Genomic DNA, 21554 nt, shown 5'->3' with positions numbered 1-21554 from the left:
CCAGACCACCACAGAGCCCTCCAACAGCTGATCAGACAAGATCAACTTGCGGCGGCTTGACACAGGGCAACTCACGCCGCAACCTTAACGACGACCGTTTTGGCGAACTTGTCGTGGAGGCACTGCTGCCAGGGCTTGTCCCAGAGTTGCCAGAAACCGTCGGCGTAGCTCAGGCCGGGGATCAGCGAGCACGCCAGGTACTGCACGAGCCACCGGCGGCCGGCCATCCGCCGGTCGAGCGTGCCATTCGGGTCGAGCGGTACCACGCGCAGCTTCATGATCTTCTTGCCGAGCGTCTGGCCGCCGCGCTTGAGGTATTCCACGTGGTAGAGCCAGTAGAGCCCGAGCAGCACGACGAACAGCCCGAACTCGAACAGCAGGATCGGCAGGAAGAAGCTGGTGAAGAAGGTGGCCGGGTCGGGCTCCACGAGAGTGCCGTCCGGGTTGGTCCGGGTCATCTCGCTGAACATCCGCCACCACAGGATCAGTAAGACCGGCATGAACAGGACCATCGACACGACACTCGCCAGTGCCGTGTCGATGAGCCAGGCCAGCAGCCGGTCACCGAAGCTGGCCAGCGGCAGCCCGGCCGGGCTGAGCGCGGGCGGGCTGAGCGCGGGCGGGCTGAGCGCGGGCGGGGTGGCCGGCCAGTGTGGCGCAGGGTACCCAGGTGGGGCGTACTGCGGCGGCACGGCGTAGCCGGGTGGGGCGTACTGCGGCGGCACGGCGTACCCCTGGGGGATCTGTCCGGGCGGCGGCGCGACGCCGCCGGCGCCGGGCGGAGGCCCACCGACCGGCGGAGTCGGGTACGACGGAGGCTGCGTCACGCTCGACAGTGTTACAGGTTGCCGCGCGCTTCCTGCTCCCGCTCGATGGCCTGGAAGAGCGCCTTGAAGTTGCCCTTGCCGAAGCCCAGCGAGCCGTGCCGCTCGATCAGCTCGAAGAAGACGGTCGGGCGGTCCTGCACCGGCTTGGTGAAGATCTGGAGCAGGTAGCCGTCCTCGTCCCGGTCGACCAGGATCTTGCGCTCCTTGAGCTGCTCGATCGGCACCCGCACGTTGCCGATGCGGGCGCGCAGCTCCGGGTCCTCGTAGTACGAGTCGGGGGTGTCCAGGAACTCCACGCCGGCAGCGCGCATGGCGTCGACGCTGGCCACGATGTCGTTGGTGGCGACGGCGATGTGCTGGGCGCCGGGGCCCTGGTAGAACTCCAGGTACTCGTCGATCTGGGACTTCTTGCGGGCGATGGCCGGCTCGTTGAGCGGGAACTTCACCTTGCGGGTGCCGTTCGCGACGACCTTGCTCATCAGCGCCGAGTAGTCGGTGGCGATGTCGTCGCCGACGAACTCCGCCATGTTGGAGAAGCCCATCACCCGCTTGTAGAACTCCACCCACTCGTCCATCCGGCCCAGCTCCACGTTGCCGACCACGTGGTCGACGGCCTGGAAGAACCGCTTCGGCTGGACGCCGGCGTCGATCATCGGCTGCCGGTCGACGATCGGGCCGCGGGCCACGAAGCCCGGCAGGAACGGGCCGCGGTAGCGGGACCGGTCGACGAGCGTGTGGCGCGTGTCGCCGTACGCGGCGATGGCGGCCATCCGCACGGTGCCGTGCTCGTCGGTCACGTCGTGCGGCTCGACGACGCTGGCGGCGCCCTGCGCGACGGCGTGGGCGTAGGCGGCGTCGACGTTCGGCACCTCGAGCGCGATGTCGCTGATGCCGTCGCTGTGCTTCGCCACGTGCTCGGCGCCGTCGGCGTCGGGGCGCACCGCGCCGGTCAGCACGAACCGGGCCGAGCCGCTGGTCAGCACGTACTGGGCGTGGTCGCGGTAGCCCTGCTCCGGGCCCCGGTACGCCACGCAGGTCATGCCGAACGCGGTGGAGTAGTAGTGCGCGGCCTGCTTGGCGTTGCCGACCAGGAAGTGCACGTGGTCGAGCCCACGGACGGGGAACGGGTCGTGGCTGATGTCGTGGTCGACAGCGCCGACGAGCCGGTCGATGTCGACGTCCTCGGTCGACTGGGGTCGGTCGATCGCCTGGGTCATGGTGGCCTCCCTCGCGTACCGGCCGGCCTCGTGGGCCGGTTCTTCACCGAAGGATCGCGGTGCGGGCACCGGGTGGGCAACTGTCGGCATAAAGGCTGGTCAGGTTGCACATTCGGTATGGTCTGGACCCATGAAGGGTGAGCAGGCTGTACAGCTCGACGCGCTCGATGTCCGGTTGGTCGAACTGCTCGCCGAGGAGCCGCGGATCGGGGTGCTGGAGTGCTCCCGGCGGCTCGGCGTGGCCCGGGGCACCGTGCAGGCACGGCTGGACAAGCTCATCGACCGGGGCGTCATCCTGGGCTTCGGTCCGGAGATCTCGCCGGCCGCGATCGGGTTCGGGGTGACCAGTTTCGTCACGCTGGAGATCAGCCAACGGCAGGGCCACGACCCGGTCACGGCACATCTGGCGGCGATCCCCGAGGTGCTGGAGGCGCACACCATCACCGGTTCCAGCGACCTGCTCTGCCGGATCGTGGCCCGCTCCAACACCGACCTGCAACGGGTCATCGACCAGATCGTCTCGTTCACCGGCATCACCCGCGCCTCGACGATCATCGCGCTGGCGGAGCAGATTCCCTACCGCACGCTCCCACTGGTCCGCAGCGCCGTAACACCTTCCGGCGCAGAAAGCGCGGCGACACGGCGGCGCGGGCGTACGGAAGATCCGTGATCGTGGCTACGGTGTGCGGGTGGCGAAGGGGAGCGTGCGCGTCGGGCTGCTGGCCGGCCTCGCCGTGGTCGTCGCCCTCGCCGCCACCGGCGTCTGGAATCCGTTCCCCGGTATCTGGGACTGGGTGGACCGCAGTGAACCCATCTCCGAGCCGGACGTCGTCTGGCAGCAGCGGGTCGGTGGCACCCCGCGCAGCGTGACCATCGCCGGCGACACCGTCGTGGTCGAGCAGCGCACCCGGGTGGAGGCCCGCAGCCTGGCCACCGGCGCCCAGCTCTGGGAACGCAAGGCGGACTGGTCGGCGGTCGCCGGCGGCGACCGCGACTCGGTCGTCGCCGTGGGCAAGCTCCTGGTTAAGGGGTACGAGCTGCTCGACCCGACCACCGGGGCGACCCGGCGGCGCGACGACGACGCCGTGGCCGTGTGGACGTACCGGAACCTGCTGCTGGACGCCCGCTGCACGGACGCCACCGACTGCACCCTGAGCGCGTGGGACCCGCGCGGCACCACGCCACTGTGGACGGCCTTCCTGCCCGGCGTGCACAGCGGCCTCCTCGCCGACAACCCCGGCCTGCGCGGCACGCGCCGGCTCACCGCCACCCGCATCGACGACGGGGTGGCCGGGCCGGAGGCGGCGCCTCCGCTGCTCGGCTTCCCGGTCGACGGCCGCGTGCACGTCGTCGACACCGCCACCGGTCGGGTGCTACAGAACGTCGAGCCCGGCCGGGACGAGCGCATCTCGGTGGTGGGCGGCCGCATGCTCCGGATCGCCGCCCGCTCGCAGGACGGCACCTGTTACTTCGCCATCTCGGCCCGGGACCCGGCGACCGGGCAGGAGGCGTGGCAGCGGGCCGGGGTCAACCTGCGTACCGCCGACACCGCCGGCTGCGTCCAGCGCGAGGACCCGCAGGGCGCCCGGAACGTGCTGATCGGCGTCGGCCCGGACGGCCGTGAGGCGGTCATCGACGGGTACGACGGGCGGCTGCTCTGGGTCGGCGAGGCGAGCACCAAGCTCGTCGCCGTCGACGACCGCTACGCCGTGTTCCGCTCCGCGGACAAGCGCTCGGTGGTGTCCCGTGAACTCGGCGTCGACCGGGTGCGCTGGACCCGGCCGGCCAGCGCCAAGGCGGGGGCGGCGCTCACCCCGTACGCGGCGGTGCTCGCCGACGAGAAGCCGTCGAGGCTGGTCGCCCTCGACCCGCGCACCGGGCGGGAGCTGGCCGTCCTGCGTACCTCCGCGAACGCACTCGCCGTCGGCTCGCAAGGCATGATCATCGGCGAGGGTCGGGAGATCGGGTACGTCCGCTTCGGCGCTACGCCCGGCGCTCCCGTCCCGCCTCCCGGCGACGGTGGCAACCCCGGCCCGGGCGGCACCCGCCCCGGGGCGGGCGACGACGGCAACGGTGACTGCGGGCCCAAGGGTGAGTTGTGCACCGAACCGGACGGCGGCAAGGACGGCTGAGTGGGCGGTATCCGCTGCGCTGAGCGCGGCCGAGCCCGGCGGATGAGAGCGGCGTCCCAGACCCAGCCCGGCGGGTGGGAATGATCGCCCGGTCTGCCCTAGGCTTGCCGCTCATGAGCAGTGCCGCCGCATTCTCGTACGCCCCCCTGCTGCCGACCGGCCCCGACCAGACGGAGTATCGACTGGTCACCGACGAGGGCGTGGACGTCGTACACGGCCCGGGGGGTCGTCGTTTCCTCACCGTGGAGCCGGCCGCGCTCACCGCGCTGACCGCCGAGGCGATGCACGACATCGCCCACTTCCTGCGCCCCGCGCACCTGGCGCAGCTCCGGGCGATCATCGACGATCCGGCCGCGTCGCCGAACGACCGGTTCGTCGCGCTGGACCTGCTGCGCAACGCCAACATCGCCGCCGGCGGGGTGCTGCCGATGTGTCAGGACACCGGCACCGCGATCGTGATGGGCAAGCGCGGCCGACACGTGCTGACCGACGGCGCGGATGCCGAGGCCATCTCGCGGGGCGTCTACCAGGCGTACACGAGGCTCAACCTGCGCTACTCCCAGCTCGCCCCGCTGACCATGTGGGACGAGCGGAACACCGGCAGCAACCTGCCGGCCCAGGTGGAGCTGTACGCCGAGGACCCGGACGGGCACCCGGACGCGTACAAGTTCCTGTTCATGGCCAAGGGGGGCGGCTCGGCCAACAAGTCGTACCTCTACCAGGAGACCAAGGCGCTGCTCAACCCGACGCGGATGATGCAGTTCCTGGAGGAGAAGCTGCGGTTGATCGGCACCGCCGCCTGCCCGCCGTACCACCTGGCCATCGTCATCGGCGGCACCTCCGCCGAGTACGCCCTGAAGACCGCGAAGTACGCCTCCGCGAAGTACCTGGACGCCCTCCCGACGCAGGGCTCGATGAGCGCCCACGGCTTCCGCGACCTGGAGCTGGAGGCGCAGGTGCTGGAGCTGACCCGCAACTTCGGCATCGGCGCGCAGTTCGGTGGGCGCTACTTCTGCCACGACGTACGGGTGGTCCGGCTGCCCCGGCACGGCGCGTCGTGCCCGGTGGCGATCGCCGTCTCCTGCTCGGCCGACCGGCAGGCGGTCGCCAAGATCACCCCGTCGGGCGTGTGGCTGGAGCGCCTGGAGACCGACCCGGCGCGGTTCCTGCCCGACGTCACCGACGACGCGCTCGACGCCGAGATGGTCGTCCGGGTCGACCTGAACCGGCCGATGGACGAGATCCGCGCCGAGCTGTCCAAGTACCCGGTGAAGACGCGTCTGTCGCTGTCCGGCCCGCTCGTGGTGGCCCGGGACATCGCCCACGCCAAGATCGCCGAGCGGCTGGACGCCGGTGAGCCGATGCCGCAGTACCTGCGCGACCACGCCGTGTACTACGCAGGCCCGGCGAAGACCCCCGAGGGGTACGCGTCCGGCTCGTTCGGCCCGACCACGGCCGGCCGGATGGACGCGTACGTGGAGAAGTTCCAGGCGGCCGGCGGTTCGCAGGTGATGCTGGCCAAGGGCAACCGGTCGGGTCAGGTGACCCGCTCCTGCCAGCAGCACGGCGGCTTCTACCTCGGCTCGATCGGCGGGCCCGCAGCCCGCCTCGCCCAGGACTGCATCAAGCACGTCGAGGTGCTCGAATACCCCGAGCTGGGTATGGAGGCGGTCTGGAAGATCGAGGTGCAGGACTTCCCCGCCTTCATCGTGGTCGACGACAAGGGCAACGACTTCTTCGCCGAGGTCACCAAGCCGGTCCTCACCATCGGCCACCGCTGACCGGTCCGACACGCCAAGAGGCGCCAGGCGTTCGCCTGGCGCCTCTTGCGTCGGTAGTACCTCCGCCGACATCGGTGCGCCCGTCCGCTGGGTGGTGGTGCCGGACCAGCACGATGTCGTGCGGCTGCTCGCCGAGTTGGGCTGACGGATTATCTGCGGGCCGGCCACGGGGGTGCGGCAGGATGGTACGCGTGCAGACTTCAGAGACGACCGGTTACCGGATCGAACGTGACTCGATGGGCGAGGTGGAGGTACCCGCCGAAGCGCTGTGGCGGGCGCAGACCCAGCGCGCGGTGCAGAACTTCCCGATCTCCGGACGGGGTATCGAACCCGCCCAGATCAAGGCCCTGGCCCAGATCAAGGGCGCCGCAGCCGAGGTCAACGGTGAGTTGGGCGTGATCGACGCCAACGTGGCCGCCGCGATCGCCGCCGCCGCCGCGCACGTGGCCGACGGCGGGTACGACGACCAGTTCCCGGTCGACGTGTTCCAAACCGGTTCCGGAACGTCGTCCAACATGAACGCCAACGAGGTGATCGCGACCCTGGCGAGCCGGGAGCTGGGCTCCCCGGTGCACGCGAACGACCACGTCAACGCCTCCCAGTCCAGCAACGACGTGTTCCCGTCCTCGATCCACCTGGCGGCCACCCAGTTCATCGCGGCGGACCTGCTGCCGTCGCTGACCCACCTCGCCGAGGCGCTGGAGGGCAAGGCGTCCGAGTTCGAGACGGTGGTGAAGGCGGGACGTACGCACCTGATGGATGCCACGCCGGTCACCCTCGGCCAGGAGTTCGGTGGGTACGCCGCCCAGGTCCGCTACGGCATCGAGCGGTTGGAGGGCTCGCTGCCCCGGCTGGCCGAGCTGCCGCTGGGCGGCACCGCCGTGGGCACCGGTATCAACACGCCGCTCGGCTTCGCCGCCGCCGTGATCGGCAAGCTGCGCGAGTCGACCGGGCTGCCGCTGTCCGAGGCGCGCAACCACTTCGAGGCGCAGGGTGCCCGCGATGCCCTCGTGGAGACCTCCGGGCAGTTGCGGACCATCGCGGTGGGCCTCTACAAGGTCGCCAACGACATCCGCTGGATGGGCTCCGGCCCCCGGGCGGGCCTGCGGGAGCTGCGCATCCCCGACCTCCAGCCCGGCTCGTCGATCATGCCCGGCAAGGTCAACCCGGTCGTGGCCGAGGCGATGCGGCAGGTGTGCGCCCAGGTCATCGGCAACGACGCGACGGTCGGTTTCGCCGGCTCACAGGGCGACTTCGAGCTGAACGTCATGCTTCCGGTGATGGGCCGCAACCTGTTGGAGTCGATCCGGCTGCTGGCCGCGGCGAGTCGGCTGTTCGCCGACCGCCTGGTGGCCGGGCTGGTCGCGGACGCCGAGGTCTGCCTCGCGTACGCCGAAGGCTCACCGTCGATCGTCACCCCGCTGAACCGCTACCTCGGGTACGACGAGGCCGCTTCCATCGCCAAGGAGGCGCTGGCGAAGCAGGCGGCCATCCGCGAGGTGGTCCTTGCCCGAGGGCACGTCGACTCCGGCAAGCTCACCGAGACCCAGTTGGACGAGACCCTGGACCTGCTCCGGATGACCCACCCCTGACCGGTTGCCGGGCGACTCCTCGCCGACCGGCTCAGGGCGGGTCGCCGCGCGGCGTTGCCCAGGCGAGGAACCGCGCGTAGAGGGCCTTCGGGTCCGGGCCGTCGTGCGGGTTGAGCCGGTACAGGTCGGCGGCCGCATCGCGCAGGACCGTGCACAGGTAGATGCTCAGGGCGATCCGGTCGTGGGCGTACTCCTGGCGGAGGGCGAGTCGGGCCACCGGGGAACGGCCACGGCGCGGCGCAGACCCGGCAGAGCCACAACGGCCGCAACGGCAGGTGCGGTCGGTGCCGGCTCTGTTGGCCGTTTGGAGTTGATCGCCGGCGGGTTGGAGAGTGGTCGGGCATGGCCGATGGGCAGATGACGGCGGCGGCGTTCCTGGTCGCGGAGCTGCGCCGGGCGCGGGCTCGCCGAGGTTGGAGCCAGGACGAGCTGGCCAAGGCAGTCAACTACTCGCCGTCGATGGTCAGCGCGGTCGAGCTGGGCCAGCAGCCGCTGCTTCCGCGCGACGTGAGGCAGCAGTTTCCCCGAAGTTGCGCGGATCTTGCGGGTAATCGGCTCGACGGTCGGCGAGGGCCGGCGGGGTGATGCGGGCGTGTGGGACGGCGAGGGTGCGGGTGCTACGCCACGCACCACCGTCCGGGACGAGCAGTTGCCGAAGCTGCTCGCGCAGTACGAGCGGCATCCCGGCCTGGGGCGTTGGGCGGCGCTCGACCGGGCGTCCGGCGAGTTCCTGGGCTGGTTCGCCCTCGATCCGTCGGAGGATGGCGCGGAGGCCGAGTTGGGCTACCGGCTGCGCCGCTCCGCGTGGGGGCGTGGCCTCGCGACGGAGGGGTCGCGGGCCCTGGTTCGGTACGCCCTCGACGTCGTCGGGGTGCGGCGGGTGTGGGCCCAGACGATGGCGGTCAACGAGCGGTCCCGCCGGGTGATGGAGAAGGCCGGGCTGCGTCACGTGCGCACGTTCCACCTGGACTTCGACGACCCGATCCCGGGGACCGAGCACGGCGAGGTGGAGTACGAGCTACGGGCCGACGTCGCTCAGGACCGGCCGGCGGCTCTGCGGGCCCGGTAGGCGGTCACGGCCGCGCGGTTGCCGCAGCCGGCCTCGCAGAATCGACGCGACCGGTTTCGGGACAGGTCGATGACGACGTTGTCGCAGTCCGGGTACTCGCAGATCCGCAGCCGGCTCAGCTCACCCATCCGGACCAGGTCGGCGATCGCCATCGCCGCCTCCACCGCCATCCGGGTGGCCAGCGGCGCGTCGCGGGGCACGGCGTGCAGATGGTACGGCTCGTCGTCGTGCTCGATGAGCTGCGGGAGCGCCCGGTGTTCCCGCAGCAGGCTGTTGATGATGTCGACGACCTCGGGCGGTTCGGCGTGCCAGATCCGGCGCAGGCGGGGCCGCAACTGCCGTACGGCACGCAGTTCGGCGTCGGTGTGCTCGTGCCGGCCGCTGTAGGCGTGCCGGGCGAAGAACGCGTCCAGCGCGGCGACGTCGGGCAGCAGCTCGCCGTCCCGGCCCGCGGTGTTGACGAGCGCGGTGGCGGCGATCAGCGAACACTCGGTGTCATGAGCGAATAGCAACTTGACTCCTGTCACGATGGCCGTCTAGCGTCACAGGCATAAGGATAGTTTGCTCATGACACCCATGTCGCAGCGAGGAGTGCGAGATGCAGTCCCGACCCGCCGCCGGCGCCGTGCTGGCGCTGCTCTCCGCCGTCACGTTCGCCACCTCGGGCACCTTCGCCCGGTCGCTCATCGAGGCCGGCTGGTCGGCCGAGGCCGCAGTCGTCGCCCGGGTCGGCGTGGCCGCCCTGGTGCTGGCGATCCCCGCCCTGCTGTCGCTGCGCGGCAGGTGGCACGTGTTGCGCGGCAACAGCGCGGCGGTCGTGATGTTTGGGCTGCTCGGGGTGGCCCTGGCGCAGGTGTGCTTCTTCAACGCCGTGCGCTACCTGCCGGTCGGCATCGCGCTCCTGCTGGAATATCTGGGCATCATCCTCGTCGTGGGCTGGATGTGGCTGCGGCACGGCCAGCGCCCCCGCCGGCTCACCGTGGCCGGTTCCGCCGCCGCGCTGTGCGGGTTGGCGTTCGTCCTGGATCTCACCGGCAACGCCAGCTTCGACCCGGTCGGCGTGCTGTGGGGGCTGGGTGCCGCGTTCGGCCTGGCCGGCTACTTCGTGCTCGCCGGTCGGGTGGACCCCCGACTGCCCTCGGTCGCCATGGCCAGCGGCGGGATGGCCGTCGGCGCCGCCGTGCTGCTCCTCGTCGGGCTGACCGGGTTGCTGCCGCTGCGCGCCACGTTCGGCGAGGTCACGTTCGCCGGGCACCGCACCACCTGGCTGCTGCCCATCGTCGGGCTCACCCTCGTCGCCGCCGTGATCGCGTACCTCGCCGGCATCGCCGGCACCCGCGTCCTCGGCCCCCGGCTGTCGTCGTTCGTGGGACTGACCGAGGTGCTGTTCGCGGTGCTCATCGCGTGGCTGTTCCTCGACGAACTGCCCACCGCCTGGCAACTCCTCGGCGGCCTGCTGATCGTCGCCGGGGTCGCCCTGGTGCGCCTCGACGAACTGCGCGGCGTACCCGCGCCCGCCACCGGCGAGCCCGCGGTGGCGGCCACCGCCCGGTGAGGTCACCGTCCGGTGAGGTCACCGTCCGGTGAGAGAGTGGGTGCCGTGCTGACCACCGTGGTGTTCGACGCCGACGAGACCCTGCTCGACCTGCGGCCGGCGGTCACCGGCGGGTTGGTGGCCGTCCTCGACGAGATGCGGCGTCGCACACCGGCTGCGGCCGGCGTGACGCTCGCCGAGCTGGAGTCCGACTGGGGAGCGGTCTTCGGGGAGCTGAGCGCCGCCCCGGTGCGGGAGATCCGCCGCGCCGCGCTGGCCCGGTCGCTGGCCCGCGCCGGCCTCGACGACCACCTCGACGAGATCGCCGCCCTCTTCTTCGCCCGCCGGTTCGCCCTCACCCGACCCTTCCCGGACGTCCCGCCGGCGCTGGCGACGTTGCGCGGCCGGTACACCCTGGGCTACGCCACCAACGGCAACAGCCGCGCCGAACGCTGCGGGCTCGCCGGCGAGTTCGCCTTCGAGGTGTACGCGCACGAGGACGGCCTGCCCAAGAAGCCTGCCCCGGAGTTCTACGCGGCGGTGGTCGAGGCCGCTGGGGCACCCGCCGAGCAGATCGTGTACGTCGGTGACTCGTGGGAGCACGACGTGGTGGCACCACGGTGGGCCGGCCTGCGGTCGGTGTGGCTGAACCGGTACGGGCTTTCCCGCCCGGCCGGGTTCACCCCCGACGCCGTGGTGTCCACCATGAGTAATCTTCCAGAGGCCCTGGCCGAGCTGCCGCCGGCATCGTCCGACCGGCTGGACGTGGGCATCGGGCTGGGCGGATGAAGGAGAGATTCACCGCCATAACGGACGTTCACCTGGCGTAAACCCGCGGGGTGTTGTGTGATGGCGCCACGTCCCTCAACGAGAGGATTCGATGTGGTGAGCAAGCGCTTCACCGCCGGCGCTGTCGCGACCGCGGCAGTACTGGCACTTACGGCAGCGAGCCTGGGTGTACCGGCCAGCGCCGCGCCGAGCACGTCTCGCACCTTCACCGTCGTCGCCGAGGACGGGGTCGCCGCCGACACGGCCGTCGCCGCGATCCGGGCCGCCGGCGGGACCGTGGTGTCCTCGTCCGACGAGGTCGGCATGTTCCAGGTCACCAGCGACCGGGCCGACTTCGCCTCCCGGGCGGCCGCAGCGCCAACCCTGATCGGCGCCGCCGAGCAGAAGGCCATCGGCCGCAAGCCCAAGCTGGACCGGGTCGAGCAGGAGCACCTGTTGACGGCGTCGGCCGCAGCGGGCGCCGCAGCCCGGCGCGGTGCCACGATGGACCCGCTCGACGACAAGCTCTGGGGCCTGGAGATGATCCGGGCCGACAGGGCCCGCAAGGTCGAGCCCGGTGACCGCCGGGTGACCGTCGGCGTGCTGGACACTGGCGTCGACGCGAGCAACCCGGATATCGCGCCCAACTTCAACTGGGCGTTGTCGCGCAACTTCGCGCCCGACCGGACCGACGTGGACGGCCCCTGCGAGGTGCCGAGCTGCCTCGACGCGGTGGGCACCGACGACGGCGGGCACGGCACCCACGTGGCCGGCACCATCGGCGCGGCAGCCAACGGCTTCGGCCTCTCCGGTGTCGCTCCGAACGTCTCGCTGGTCGAGCTGAAGGGTGGCCAGGACTCCGGCTACTTCTTCCTCGACCCGGTCGTCAACGCGCTGGTCTACGCCGGGCGCTCCGGGATCGACGTGGTCAACATGTCGTTCTACGTCGACCCATGGCTCTACAACTGCACCGCCAACCCGGCCGACTCCCCCGAGGCGCAGGCCGAGCAGCGGGCCATCGTCAAGGCCATGAAGCGGGCGCTGGTCTTCGCCCACAACAAGGGCGTCACCCTGGTCGGTGCGCTCGGCAACAACAACGAGGACCTGGGCGCGCCGCGTACCGACACGTCCAGCCCCGACTACGGCGCCGACCCGTACCCCCGCCCGATCGACAACAACAGCTGCTGGGACCTCCCCGCCGAGGGCCCGCACGTCATCGGTGTGTCGTCGGTCGGCCCGTCCGGCAAGAAGGCCGACTACTCCAACTACGGCACCGAGCAGATCTCGGTCGCCGCGCCGGGCGGCTGGTTCCGCGACGGCTTCGGCACGGACGCGTTCCGCACCGACGCCAACATGATCCTGTCGTCGTACCCGAAGCACGTGCTTCAGGAGGAGGGCTCGGTCGACGCCGACGGCAACATCGTCGCCGGCTTCGAGGAGTCCGTCTTCAAGCAGTGCAAGGCCAACGGTGAGTGCGGCTACTACACCTACCTCCACGGCACCTCGATGGCGTCCCCGCACGCCGCCGGTGTCGCCGCGCTGATCGTCAGCCGGTACGGCAAGCCGCAGGGCCGGGGTGGCTTCGGCATGTCGCCGGACCAGGTCGAGCAGCACCTCTACCGCACGGCGGCCGAGCACGCCTGCCCGGAGCCGCGCCTGCAGCAGTACCGCAACGAGGGCCGTGACGAGACCTACGACGCGTACTGCGCCGGTGGGCTCAACTTCAACGGCTTCTACGGGTACGGGATCGTCGACGCGTACGCGGCGGTGAAGACCCCGCTCAAGCCCAACGCCCGCCCGTAACGCACCGCCCGCAGGGCCCGGCCGGCGCTTGTCGGCCGGGCCCTGCCGCGTGCGGCGCCGGCGGTGGGGAGATCGACTCGGGATCGCCGATGTGGCGGTAATCAGGTGGAGGGGATACCCCCACATCGGCGAACTGGGGTCGATCACGGTGGGTGTGATCAGCGGCGCCAGCCGCGGGAGATCAGGGCCGAACGCACCTCGTTGAGCACGGCGGGAAACTCCTCGTGGAGCCGCCTGCCGGTCACGTGCAGCACCAACCAGCCTGCTCCGACGAGGAGGTTGAGTCGTCGACGGTCGAGGTGCAGTTGCTCGGGGTCGGCGTGCCGTTGGCCGTCGTACTCCACGGCCACCCGGAACTCGGGCCAGGTCAGGTCGGGGTGGCCCACCAACCCGCCCGGCAGTCGAATCGGGTGTTGGGTGACCGGTCGGGGGAGCCCGCCCATCACCAGACGCACCCGCAGTTGCGACTCGGGTGGCGACTGCGCTCCCGGATCGGCGAGGTCGAAGATCCAGCACGCACGTCGTCCGCCGGGCCGGTCGACATTGGCGGTGGCGACAGCCGTCAGCGCGGCCCGGCTGGTCAAACCCCCCGCGAGCAGTGAGTCAACGATCCCGACCGCGCGCAGCGGAGCCAACCAGACCGCCGTCTCCCACGCCGCCGATGCTGGATTGGTCCGGCGGAGGGCAGCTTCGTCGGGTCGTGCGCCGGGTCGGACGTTGACCGGGGCGGGTGGTCCCGCACCGGGCCGGGTGTTGACCGGGACGCTTGGTCGTGCGCTGGGGCGGGTGTTGATCGGGATGGTTGGTCGTGTGTCGGGCGTGGCGCGCACTGGCACGGGGGTCTGCGGGCCGGTCGGCGCAAGTGGTGGCGTCGCAGCGGAATCGGGGCCGATCACGTGTACCTGTAGGCCAGGTCGAGAGTCGACGCGGGCGGCCTTCGGCACCAGCACGTGCACGTCGTCGTCGAAGCCGGCGGCGTGCTCGATGCCGTGCAGGTAGGCCGACGACGGGCCGGCTATCAACGAGTGCGGTGGCAGCCGCAGGGCCGCGGCGCGGCAGGCCAGTTCGTGGTTGCGTTCGAGGCGGGCGTCCGCGTACACGTCATGGCGCAGTCGAACCCACGACGAGCCGCGTAGCTGGTGCCGGGTGATCAGGCCCTGTTGAGTCACTGCGGAGCCACGGAAGACCTGCCAGGCGAGGGTGGGAGGCCGGTGCGGGTGTGGAGGCATGCGGCCAGCCTGTGACGCCAGAGGGGGTGGCCGACACCCCTGTGGACAGCGCCGGAGGAGTGCGCTGCACGTGTCTGTGGACAACCGCCAAGAAGCGGATGGACGTGTTATACGGCGAGACCGTCACCAGCTCGCTGTAGTGGCGGTAACGGCTCTGCGCGTGGGTGATGGTGTCGACGAAGGCGCCCGATGGCACCACATCGGCGATCTGGAGTTGACCGAGCACCGGAGGATCGGGCGGGCAGGCGCTCGGTCGGGTCAGCGGAGGGCGGCTGACACGGCGGTCGCGGCGGCGAGCACCTGGGGGCCGACCAGGTCGACGTCCAGCGGGGCGAGCGCGACCACGCCGACGCTGGCCTCCAGGCCCGGTACGCCGAGCACCGGTGCGGCCACCCCGTACGCCCCGGCCTCCAACTCCCCGCTGCTGCTCACCGGCTCGGACGCGCCGCCCCTGCCGGCGAGGATGGCCCGACCCGCGGCGCCTCGGTCCAGGGGATGCCGTGCCCCGGTTCGGTACGCGACGTGGAACGACGTCCAGCTCGGCTCGACCACGGCCAGGGCGACACCCTCGTCGCCCTCCACCACTGTCAGGTGCGCGGTGGCGCCGGCCCGCTCGGCGAGCCGGCGTAGCGCGGGCATCGCCCCCTCGGCGAACAGCGGCTGGGCGCGTCGGGCCAGGTGCAGCACCCCGGCCCCGAGGCGGAGCCGGCCGTCGCCGGCGCGGCGCACCATGCCGTGCCCGATCAGCGGGCCGACCAGCCGATAGACGGCCGCCCGTCCGATGCCGAGTCGCGCCGCCACCTCGGTGACGGTCAAGCCCGTCGGCGCGTCGGCGACCAGGTGCAGCAGTCGCAGTCCCCGGTCCAGGGTTTGGGCCGTCTCTCCGACCCGCCCCGACACCGCATCGGTCCGTCCGGCGTCGGCCCGCCCCGTGACTGTCCTGGACCGGCCGGGGGTGGCCTGCTCGCCGGGTGCGCCGGGTCGGGCGGGTGGCTCGGCGGGGTGTGCGGTCGCGTCCACGCCTGGCAGCGTACGACCCGGCACCGGCGGACCCGGACAGGCGCGGACGGCTACCCTTGTACGGTGACGCTACGCCTGTATGACACCGCCACCCGATCGGTGCGGGACTTCGTCCCGCGGGAAGCCGGCAAGGTGGGGGTCTACCTGTGTGGTCTCACGTTGCAGGCGCCGCCGCACATCGGCCATCTTCGCTCGGGCGTCAACTACGACGTGCTGCGCCGATGGCTGCTGGCCGCCGGTTACGAGGTCACGTTCATCCGCAACCTGACCGACATCGACGACAAGATCCTCGTCAAGGCGGGGGAGCAGGGTCGACCGTTCTGGTCGATCGCGTACGCCAACGAGCTGCTGCTCGCCGAGTCGTACCGGGCGTTGAACGTGCTGCCGCCCACCTACGAGCCGCGCGCGACCGGGCACATCCCGGAGATGCACGAGCTGATCACGAAATTGATCGCGGACGGGCACGCGTACCCGGCCACCGACGGCTCCGGCGACGTCTACTTCGACGTGGCGTCCTGGCCGGCGTACGGGTCGTTGTCGGGTCAGAGCCCGGACGCGATGCAGTCGACCGGCGACGCGCCGGACCGGGGCAAGCGGGACCCGCGCGACTTCGCGCTGTGGAAGGGCGCCAAGCCGGAGGAGCCGGCGGACGCGTACTGGCCGTCGCCGTGGGGGCTGGGCCGTCCGGGTTGGCACATCGAGTGCTCGGCGATGTGCTGGCGCTACCTGGGCCCCGAGTTCGACATCCACGGCGGTGGTCTGGATCTGACGTTCCCGCACCACGAGAACGAGATCGCCCAGTCCCAGGCGGCCGGGCTGCCGTTCGCCCGTCACTGGGTGCACCACGGGCTGCTCAGCATCGGCGGGGCCAAGATGGGCAAGTCGGCGGGTAACGCGCTGGGCCTCGCGTACGTGGACGCGCTGGGCGTGCGGCCAGTGGAGCTGCGTTACTACTACGCCGCCGCGCACTACCGCTCGGTGATCGACTACTCCGAGGACTCGCTGCGCGACGCGGCCACCGCGTACCGGCGGATCGAGGGGTTCGTGCAGCGGGCCGCCGAGCGGGTGGGCGTCGGGCAGCTCGGCGAGCTGCCGGCCGGCTTCGTCGCGGCCATGGACGACGACCTCAACACGTCCGCCGCCCTGGCCGTGCTGCAACAGCACCTTCGGGACGGGAACACCGCGCTGGGCGTCGGCGACGATGTGACCGTCCGCACCACCCTGGCCGCGGTACGGGCGATGCTGGATATCCTCGGCATCGACCCCCTCGACGAGGCCTGGACCGGTGGCGGCAGCTCGGACGATCTGCGTGCGGTGGTGGACTCCCTGATCGCGCTGGCCCTGGAGCAGCGCGCGCAGGCCCGGGGCCGCAAGGACTGGACCGCCGCCGACGCGGTACGTGACCAGCTCAAGTTGGCCGGCGTGGTGGTCGAGGACACCCCCCAGGGCCCCCGTTGGACTATTGGAGAGCAGGACTGATGGCCGGCAACTCGCAGCGCCGTGGCCGGCGACTGACGCCGAAGGCGGGCGCCCCCAAGGGCTCTGGTGGCAAGAACAGGGACTCCCTGGCCGGGCGGGGGCGCACCCTGCCCGCCGACGAGCGACCCTGGCACAAGGGTTACTCGGGCACCGAGAAGCTGCCGCAGCGCACCGCCTGGAAGCAGGACAAGGAGCGCCGGGCGGCGGCCGAGGAGGGGCGTGCCCCGAAGATCGGCCAGCCGGGCAGCAAGGACACCACCTGGGGCAAGGGCGGTGGCCGGGGCGTACCGGCGAGTCGGGGTGGCGCCGCGGGTCGGGGTGGTCGGCCGACCGCCGGCCGGAGCGGCCCCCGGGTCGCGCCGGGCCGCAAGTCCAACCCGTCCAAGGACACCCCGGAGCTGCTGGTCGGGCGCAACCCGGTGCTGGAGGCGCTGCGCGCCCAGGTGCCGGCGACGGCGCTCTACACGGCCCAGGGCATCGACATGGACGACCGGGTCAACGAGATCATCCGGACGGCCGCCGACCGGGGCATCGCCAACCTGGAGATCAGCCGCGCCGAGCTGGACCGGATGACCGGTGGGGTGTTGCACCAGGGCGTCGGGTTGCAGGTGCCGCCGTTCGCGTACCAGCCATTCGAGGACATGGTCGCCGCGTCGCTGGAGCAGCAGGCGCCGCTGCTGGTCGCGCTCGACGGGGTCACCGATCCGCGCAACCTGGGCGCGGTGATCCGTTCGGCCGCCGCGTTCGGCGCGCAGGGTGTCTTCGTACCCGAGCGGCGGGCCGCCGGGATCACCGCGACCGCCTGGCGGACCAGCGCCGGCGCGGCCGCGCGGGTGCCGGTGGCGCAGGTCACCAACCTGACCCGGTCGCTGAAGGCGTGCCGGGACGCGGGCTTCATGGTGGTTGGCCTGGACGCCGACGGCGACACCGACCTGTACGACCTGGAGGCCGCGGTCGGGCCGCTGGTGGTGGTGGTCGGCTCTGAGGGGCGCGGGCTGTCCCGGCTGGTCGGGGAGACGTGCGACCTGACCGTCAGCATCCCGATGATCTCCGAGGTGGAGTCGCTCAACGCCAGTGTGGCCGCCGCGGTCACCCTCGCCGAGGTCGCCCGCCGCCGCTCGGTCGAGCTGTAACGACGTCGACGAAGCCCCCTTCCGTACCTAACGGAAGGGGGCTTCCTCGTAGCAGCGCGTGGCCCAGCACCGCGACCGTGCCGGATCGCCGGCCGGGCGTGGCCGCCGGGGGCGCGCCGAGCAGGCCGGTCCGCAGGGCGCGCCATCGCGCGACGGCGGCGTCGGCACCGCCCGTCGGGGTCGTCGCCAGCGTGAACAGTGCGACCGGCACCAGCGTCGCGCAGTAGGCGAGGCTGCGGCCAGCCCGGCGGGCGATCCGGGACGACCGGGAACGGAAGGTCGGGTGAGCGGTGGCGGTGGCGGACACGGCGTCTCCTCGGGCTCGGTGTGCCGCGAACGCTAGGGGCACGGCACACCCCGCCGCGTCCCCCCGAAGAGCCACGCTCACGCTGGCTCCCGAGGGTGAGGACCTCTCCCGGGTACGACGAGAGGGGCGGCCCGCCGAAGCGGACCACCCCTTGCCGGTACGGCGTTACGTCAGATCCGGCTGCCGGTGGCGGCGTGGAAGACGTGGCTGCGGCCGGTGCGCGGCTTGACGAACACGGTGTCGCCCATGTTCGGCATGCTGCGCCGGTCGGTGCGGACGACGAAGCGCTCCGAGTTGCCACCCAGCGCGGCGTGGCCGTAGACGTTGGCGTCCGAGCCGAGGTCCTCGACCAGCTCGACGACGACCGGCATGCCACCCTCGGTCGGGCTGACCAGGTCGCAGTCCTCCGGACGGAAGCCGACGGTGACCTTGCCGTCGCCACCCTGGGCGCGGGCGGCCTCGACCTGCTCGCGGGTCAGCGGGATACGCAGCTCGGCGAACTCGGCGCCCTGCTCGTGCAGCGGCACGGTCTTGATGTTCATGGCGGGCGAGCCCATGAAGCCGGCGACGAACACGTTCGCCGGGGTGTCGTAGAGCGCCCGCGGGGTGTCGACCTGCTGGAGGACACCGTCGAGCAGCACGGCGACCCGGTGACCCATGGTCATGGCCTCGACCTGGTCGTGCGTCACGTACACGGTGGTGACGCCCAGCTTGGCCTGGAGCGAGGCGATCTGGGTACGGGTCTGGACGCGCAGCTTGGCGTCGAGGTTCGACAGCGGCTCATCCATGAGGAAGACCTGCGGCTCGCGGACGATCGCCCGGCCCATCGCGACACGCTGACGCTGACCACCGGAGAGCGCCTTCGGCTTGCGGCTGAGGAACTCCTCGAGCTGGAGCAGCCCGGCCGCCTCCTTGACCCGCCGGTCGATCTCCGACTTGGAGGTCTTGCGCAGCTTCAGGGCGAACGCCATGTTCTCGTACACCGTCATGTGCGGGTAGAGGGCGTAGTTCTGGAAGACCATCGCGATGTCGCGGGACTTCGGGGGGAGGTGGGTGACGTCGCGCTGGTCGATGTAGATCGAGCCGGCGTCGACGTCCTCCAGCCCGGCGAGCATCCGCAGGCTGGTGGACTTGCCGCAACCCGATGGGCCGACGAGGACGAGGAACTCGCCGTCGCCGATCTCGAGGTTCAGCTCGTTGACGGCGGGACGCTCGGTGCCCGGGTAGATCCGGGACGCCTTGGAATAGGTGACCGTAGCCATGGTGGTGCGCTTCCTTTCACCGGCAGGAACGTGCCGGACGATCCGAGTGAAGGAGCGACCGGCACGTGCCCGTGCCGGTCAGCGGACGGCGGGTCGGCCGCAGGGGCGGCCGGGCTGTCGTCCGTGTCACTGCACCGTAATTGGCTTTCCCCGCCCTGCCAAGACGAGGGACCCTCGGAAGTGATCCAATGTCCACGCATTACGGGCACTCGGGCACGGGCAGGCATCAATCGACATCACGGTGGAGCGGCAGGCGTCAGGTTGTTGACGTTTCCCGTGCTCGGGAGCCCTCGCGAGCGGGATATCCGGACGTCAGTCGCTATGCTGGCCTCGACACACACGCCCCTGTAGCTCAGCTGGCCAGAGCACTCGCCTTGTAAGCGAGATGTCGCCGGTTCGATCCCGGCCGGGGGCTCCATATCCACATGGCATTTCCCGATGGGCATTGCCACAAGTGGGCCGGTTGACAGCAACGCTGACAGCAACGGCACTCACGAGAGCTTCCCGTCGAGCTTGCCGAGCGCCTGGCGCATCGCGTCGAGGTTGGCGTGAGCGTAGACCTTGAGGGTGATCTTCACGTCGGCGTGCCGGCGATGGCCTGAACGACGTGCGGCGGTACGCCGAGCTCCATCAGCAGCGATACGACGGTGTGCCGTAGGTCGTGCAGGCGGACACCAGGGAGGCCTGCGGTTTCCCGGAGCCGGGCGAATGAACGGCTGAGGTTCGTAGGCTCCATCGGAGTGCCCCGCTCCGAGGGAAACACGAGGTCGTGTTCCTCCCACACTTCCGCCAGCGCTTCCCGCTCGGTCTGCTGCCGCTCCTGATGTTCGAGCAGCGTCAACCAGGTGACCTCGGGCAGCGGCAACACCGCCTCCGAGTCTTCGGTCTTGGCGTCCTGGACGTGGAGCTGCCCGGCTACCCGCTGCACGGTCTGCTGCACCCGTAGCGTGCCCTCGTCGAGGTCGAGATCCGACCAACGGAGGCCGACCAGCTCACCGCGACGAAGGCTCATGGTTGCCGCCACGACGTAGAGCGCATGGAGCCGATGACCCGTCGCGGTGTCGAGGATCTTGCGTACCTGGTCGACGGAGAGCCCTTTGCCGACCTTTTAGCGAGGTGACGGGATGCGGACCAGCTTGGCGACGTCGCGTGACACCAACTCTTCCCGCATGGCGTGTTGAAGCGCGTTGCGCAGCACGGCGTGCACGAATTGGATCTGTCAGGCGCTCGGGTAGTGCTGGCAGCAGCGGCCAACGGAGCAGCAACGGCGTTCAGCCGAGCGGATCTTGTCGAGGCTCGTCTACGACCTGATCCGCACCGGTCGCCTCCGCTCCTTCAAGGTCGGAACCCGCGAGGAGACCGGAATCGTCGTCGAGGTCACCGGGATGGTCGGCGTCTACTCCGACCCGGGCCATGTCATCGAGTACTCAGACGGCGAGGTGCGGCAACAGTTCTCGCTCTGCTTCCGAGCGGCACCGATCGGCGGTACACCGAGGCCAAGTGACGAGTCGCATGACGTCCCAACGAGGTGCGGGCGGCTGGGCTGCCGGCAAGTGGTTCAAAGTTTCTGTACGTCTTCAAGGCGGCCCTTGACGGGCCGCACGCGCCGCCGCCTGGGCGCGCGTCCGTCGCTCCGCTGTCGCTCCGACTCCGGCCACGCAACACGCCCGGCGACTGGCGCGAAAGCGTGAAGCCCGGTGCCGCCGCAGAACGACAGGCCGTTGACCGGGGAGGGATTGGGCCGGCAGCCGGCCGGGCCGCGCGGCCACGAGCCCGCGCGGCGCAGGGGAGCGCACGTCCGCCGCGTCGGCAAGCTGGCGGCGGTCGCGGGGTTGCGGTTACTGCGCCTCCGGCGGGGGTGCTCCGGCTCCAGGATGGCCGGGGCTGCGTCGGCGGGTTGCGGTCCGTGGGTGGTCGCGGTGGGCCACCCCGCCTGCCGTCGACCCGGGCAAGCCGAGCAGGCCACCGCCCGGCCCGCCAGCGTCCGAACGTGCGTCAAGGCCGTCTTGACGTGGCGGGTCGGACGGTGGCCCGCTCCACAGGAGTGCGGGTCGAGGGCAGACGGGATGGCAGGTGCCTCGGTGGGCTTTGCTCAGTCTTCGGAATAGCTGTCGAGGAGCTGTGCAGCTACAGCCGGCGGCAGAATGGTTGACCAGATAATTTCACCGGGATCAGGATCTAACCCCATCACACCGTTGGGCTCCGGCATCCAGCTACCGGGATCTACGCCGGGGATCGCGTTTATGATAACGGCGAAGACCTTAGGGTCGGCGATATTTTCGGTGCCGACCACTAGGTAGGTTTCGCCATCAGTAGCCCTGGCCAGGTAGCTGTTCAGCGTGAGTAGATGGGCGGCCGAATCGGTCTGACCTGTGGTTATGCGCTCATACGGTGGGTCGAT

The 21554-nt window shown here is 71.0% G+C and carries 19 protein-coding genes, 1 tRNA gene and 3 pseudogenes; 13 read left to right on the top strand and 10 right to left on the bottom strand.

Annotated elements, in window-relative coordinates; genetic code table 11:
- Nucleotides 1-71 precede the first annotated feature (71 nt).
- Both ACLQ24_RS22735 and hppD read right to left on the bottom strand, forming a co-directional pair.
- Nucleotides 72-827 (bottom strand): RDD family protein, encoded by a 756-nt coding sequence (locus ACLQ24_RS22735; protein WP_425893738.1) that lies wholly within the window; start codon nucleotides 825-827, stop codon nucleotides 72-74.
- Between the two features lie 11 nt (nucleotides 828-838).
- Nucleotides 839-2044: a 4-hydroxyphenylpyruvate dioxygenase gene (hppD, locus tag ACLQ24_RS22730; RefSeq protein ID WP_425893737.1), complete on the bottom strand. Its 1206-nt coding sequence runs from the start codon at nucleotides 2042-2044 to the stop codon at nucleotides 839-841.
- A 130-nt stretch (nucleotides 2045-2174) separates the two neighbouring features.
- Between hppD and ACLQ24_RS22725 the strand changes: the two genes are divergently transcribed.
- From ACLQ24_RS22725 to ACLQ24_RS22710, 4 genes are all read left to right on the top strand, one after another.
- Nucleotides 2175-2714, top strand: a complete 540-nt coding sequence (locus ACLQ24_RS22725) for an Lrp/AsnC family transcriptional regulator (protein ID WP_425893736.1) — start codon at nucleotides 2175-2177, stop codon at nucleotides 2712-2714.
- A gap of 13 nt (nucleotides 2715-2727) precedes the next feature.
- Complete coding sequence (locus tag ACLQ24_RS22720) at nucleotides 2728-4176, top strand: PQQ-binding-like beta-propeller repeat protein (protein WP_425893735.1); 1449 nt, start codon at nucleotides 2728-2730, stop codon at nucleotides 4174-4176.
- Nucleotides 4177-4289: 113 nt separating this feature from the next.
- Nucleotides 4290-5957 carry a fumarate hydratase gene (locus ACLQ24_RS22715; RefSeq protein ID WP_425893734.1) on the top strand — a complete coding sequence of 556 codons (1668 nt, stop codon included), beginning with the start codon at nucleotides 4290-4292 and terminating at the stop codon, nucleotides 5955-5957.
- A 182-nt stretch (nucleotides 5958-6139) separates the two neighbouring features.
- Entirely contained in the window at nucleotides 6140-7549 is a 1410-nt protein-coding gene (locus ACLQ24_RS22710) for a class II fumarate hydratase (protein ID WP_425893733.1), read from the top strand.
- Between the two features lie 31 nt (nucleotides 7550-7580).
- Here the strand turns inward: ACLQ24_RS22710 and ACLQ24_RS22705 are convergent.
- Nucleotides 7581-7893, bottom strand: a pseudogene (locus ACLQ24_RS22705) (hypothetical protein).
- Between ACLQ24_RS22705 and ACLQ24_RS22700 the strand changes: the two are divergent.
- Nucleotides 7892-8065, top strand: a pseudogene (locus tag ACLQ24_RS22700) (helix-turn-helix domain-containing protein); the annotation flags it as partial. The pseudogenes ACLQ24_RS22705 and ACLQ24_RS22700 overlap by 2 nt on opposite strands.
- Nucleotides 8066-8141: 76 nt before the next feature.
- The gene (locus ACLQ24_RS22695; RefSeq protein ID WP_425893732.1) at nucleotides 8142-8618 is read left to right on the top strand and encodes a GNAT family N-acetyltransferase; all 477 of its coding nucleotides are present in this window, start codon (nucleotides 8142-8144) and stop codon (nucleotides 8616-8618) included.
- Here ACLQ24_RS22695 and ACLQ24_RS22690 read toward each other — a convergent pair.
- A complete protein-coding gene (locus tag ACLQ24_RS22690; protein WP_425893731.1) occupies nucleotides 8585-9130 on the bottom strand; it encodes a CGNR zinc finger domain-containing protein in 546 nt (181 codons plus the stop codon). The two genes, ACLQ24_RS22695 and ACLQ24_RS22690, sit on opposite strands and share 34 nt — an antisense overlap.
- An 86-nt stretch (nucleotides 9131-9216) precedes the next feature.
- On the opposite strand from ACLQ24_RS22690, the gene ACLQ24_RS22685 reads away from it, so the two are divergent.
- The 3 genes from ACLQ24_RS22685 (at nucleotide 9217) to ACLQ24_RS22675 (ending at nucleotide 12723) form a co-directional block, all read left to right on the top strand.
- Complete coding sequence (locus ACLQ24_RS22685; protein ID WP_425893730.1) at nucleotides 9217-10173, top strand: EamA family transporter; 957 nt, start codon at nucleotides 9217-9219, stop codon at nucleotides 10171-10173.
- Nucleotides 10174-10218: 45 nt separating this feature from the next.
- The gene (locus ACLQ24_RS22680; protein ID WP_425893729.1) at nucleotides 10219-10941 is read left to right on the top strand and encodes an HAD family hydrolase; all 723 of its coding nucleotides are present in this window, start codon (nucleotides 10219-10221) and stop codon (nucleotides 10939-10941) included.
- A gap of 96 nt (nucleotides 10942-11037) precedes the next feature.
- Nucleotides 11038-12723, top strand: a complete 1686-nt coding sequence (locus tag ACLQ24_RS22675) for a S8 family serine peptidase (protein WP_425893728.1) — start codon at nucleotides 11038-11040, stop codon at nucleotides 12721-12723.
- Between the two features lie 158 nt (nucleotides 12724-12881).
- Here the strand turns inward: ACLQ24_RS22675 and ACLQ24_RS22670 are convergent, their stop codons facing one another.
- The gene (locus ACLQ24_RS22670; RefSeq protein ID WP_425893727.1) at nucleotides 12882-13952 is read right to left on the bottom strand and encodes a hypothetical protein; all 1071 of its coding nucleotides are present in this window, start codon (nucleotides 13950-13952) and stop codon (nucleotides 12882-12884) included.
- Between the two features lie 258 nt (nucleotides 13953-14210).
- Nucleotides 14211-14972, bottom strand: coding sequence for an IclR family transcriptional regulator (locus ACLQ24_RS22665; RefSeq protein ID WP_425893726.1), 762 nt, complete (start codon nucleotides 14970-14972; stop codon nucleotides 14211-14213).
- A 63-nt stretch (nucleotides 14973-15035) separates the two neighbouring features.
- On the opposite strand from ACLQ24_RS22665, the gene cysS reads away from it, so the two are divergent.
- Together cysS and rlmB are read left to right on the top strand one after the other, a co-directional pair.
- Nucleotides 15036-16451 (top strand): cysteine--tRNA ligase, encoded by a 1416-nt coding sequence (gene cysS / locus ACLQ24_RS22660; protein ID WP_425893725.1) that lies wholly within the window; start codon nucleotides 15036-15038, stop codon nucleotides 16449-16451.
- On the top strand, nucleotides 16451-17584 hold the full coding sequence (gene rlmB / locus ACLQ24_RS22655) for a 23S rRNA (guanosine(2251)-2'-O)-methyltransferase RlmB (protein ID WP_425893724.1): 1134 nt from the start codon (nucleotides 16451-16453) through the stop codon (nucleotides 17582-17584). The genes cysS and rlmB overlap by 1 nt, the downstream gene beginning before the upstream one ends.
- On the opposite strand, the gene ACLQ24_RS22650 is transcribed toward rlmB, so the two are convergent.
- Both ACLQ24_RS22650 and ACLQ24_RS22645 read right to left on the bottom strand, forming a co-directional pair.
- Nucleotides 17541-17891 carry a hypothetical protein gene (locus ACLQ24_RS22650; protein ID WP_425893723.1) on the bottom strand — a complete coding sequence of 117 codons (351 nt, stop codon included), beginning with the start codon at nucleotides 17889-17891 and terminating at the stop codon, nucleotides 17541-17543. The genes rlmB and ACLQ24_RS22650 overlap by 44 nt on opposite strands.
- Before the next feature lie 170 nt (nucleotides 17892-18061).
- Nucleotides 18062-19153 carry an ABC transporter ATP-binding protein gene (locus ACLQ24_RS22645; RefSeq protein ID WP_425893722.1) on the bottom strand — a complete coding sequence of 364 codons (1092 nt, stop codon included), beginning with the start codon at nucleotides 19151-19153 and terminating at the stop codon, nucleotides 18062-18064.
- Nucleotides 19154-19494: 341 nt separating this feature from the next.
- Between ACLQ24_RS22645 and ACLQ24_RS22640 the strand changes: the two genes are divergently transcribed.
- Nucleotides 19495-19571: transfer RNA gene (locus tag ACLQ24_RS22640), tRNA-Thr, on the top strand.
- Between the two features lie 156 nt (nucleotides 19572-19727).
- On the opposite strand, the gene ACLQ24_RS22635 is transcribed toward ACLQ24_RS22640, so the two are convergent.
- On the bottom strand, nucleotides 19728-20222 hold the full coding sequence (locus ACLQ24_RS22635) for a site-specific integrase (protein WP_425893739.1): 495 nt from the start codon (nucleotides 20220-20222) through the stop codon (nucleotides 19728-19730).
- Between the two features lie 277 nt (nucleotides 20223-20499).
- Between ACLQ24_RS22635 and ACLQ24_RS22630 the strand changes: the two are divergent.
- Nucleotides 20500-20673 (top strand): annotated as a pseudogene (locus ACLQ24_RS22630) (NUDIX hydrolase); the annotation flags it as partial.
- Between the two features lie 572 nt (nucleotides 20674-21245).
- On the opposite strand, the gene ACLQ24_RS22625 reads toward ACLQ24_RS22630, so the two are convergent.
- Nucleotides 21246-21554, bottom strand: a 309-nt coding sequence (locus tag ACLQ24_RS22625) for a hypothetical protein (protein ID WP_425893721.1), incomplete at its 5' end; no start/stop codon positions are given.

It is taken from the genome of Micromonospora sp. DT4 (assembly GCF_049841675.1).
In the GTDB taxonomy this organism is placed as follows: Bacteria; Actinomycetota; Actinomycetes; order Mycobacteriales; family Micromonosporaceae; genus Micromonospora.
This window is presented reverse-complemented; position numbering and strand designations above follow the sequence as displayed.

What these genes read in the sequence shown, in the direction of transcription:
- hppD (WP_425893737.1), bottom strand. Translation starts at nt 2,044, where the DNA reads ATGACCCAGGCGATCGACCGACCCCAGTCGACCGAGGACGTCGACATC.
- ACLQ24_RS22685 (WP_425893730.1), top strand. Translation starts at nt 9,217, where the DNA reads ATGCAGTCCCGACCCGCCGCCGGCGCCGTGCTGGCGCTGCTCTCCGCC.
- ACLQ24_RS22715 (WP_425893734.1), top strand. Translation starts at nt 4,290, where the DNA reads ATGAGCAGTGCCGCCGCATTCTCGTACGCCCCCCTGCTGCCGACCGGC.
- ACLQ24_RS22725 (WP_425893736.1), top strand. Translation starts at nt 2,175, where the DNA reads ATGAAGGGTGAGCAGGCTGTACAGCTCGACGCGCTCGATGTCCGGTTG.
- ACLQ24_RS22710 (WP_425893733.1), top strand. Translation starts at nt 6,140, where the DNA reads ATGGTACGCGTGCAGACTTCAGAGACGACCGGTTACCGGATCGAACGT.
- rlmB (WP_425893724.1), top strand. Translation starts at nt 16,451, where the DNA reads ATGGCCGGCAACTCGCAGCGCCGTGGCCGGCGACTGACGCCGAAGGCG.
- ACLQ24_RS22670 (WP_425893727.1), bottom strand. Translation starts at nt 13,952, where the DNA reads ATGCCTCCACACCCGCACCGGCCTCCCACCCTCGCCTGGCAGGTCTTC.
- ACLQ24_RS22645 (WP_425893722.1), bottom strand. Translation starts at nt 19,153, where the DNA reads ATGGCTACGGTCACCTATTCCAAGGCGTCCCGGATCTACCCGGGCACC.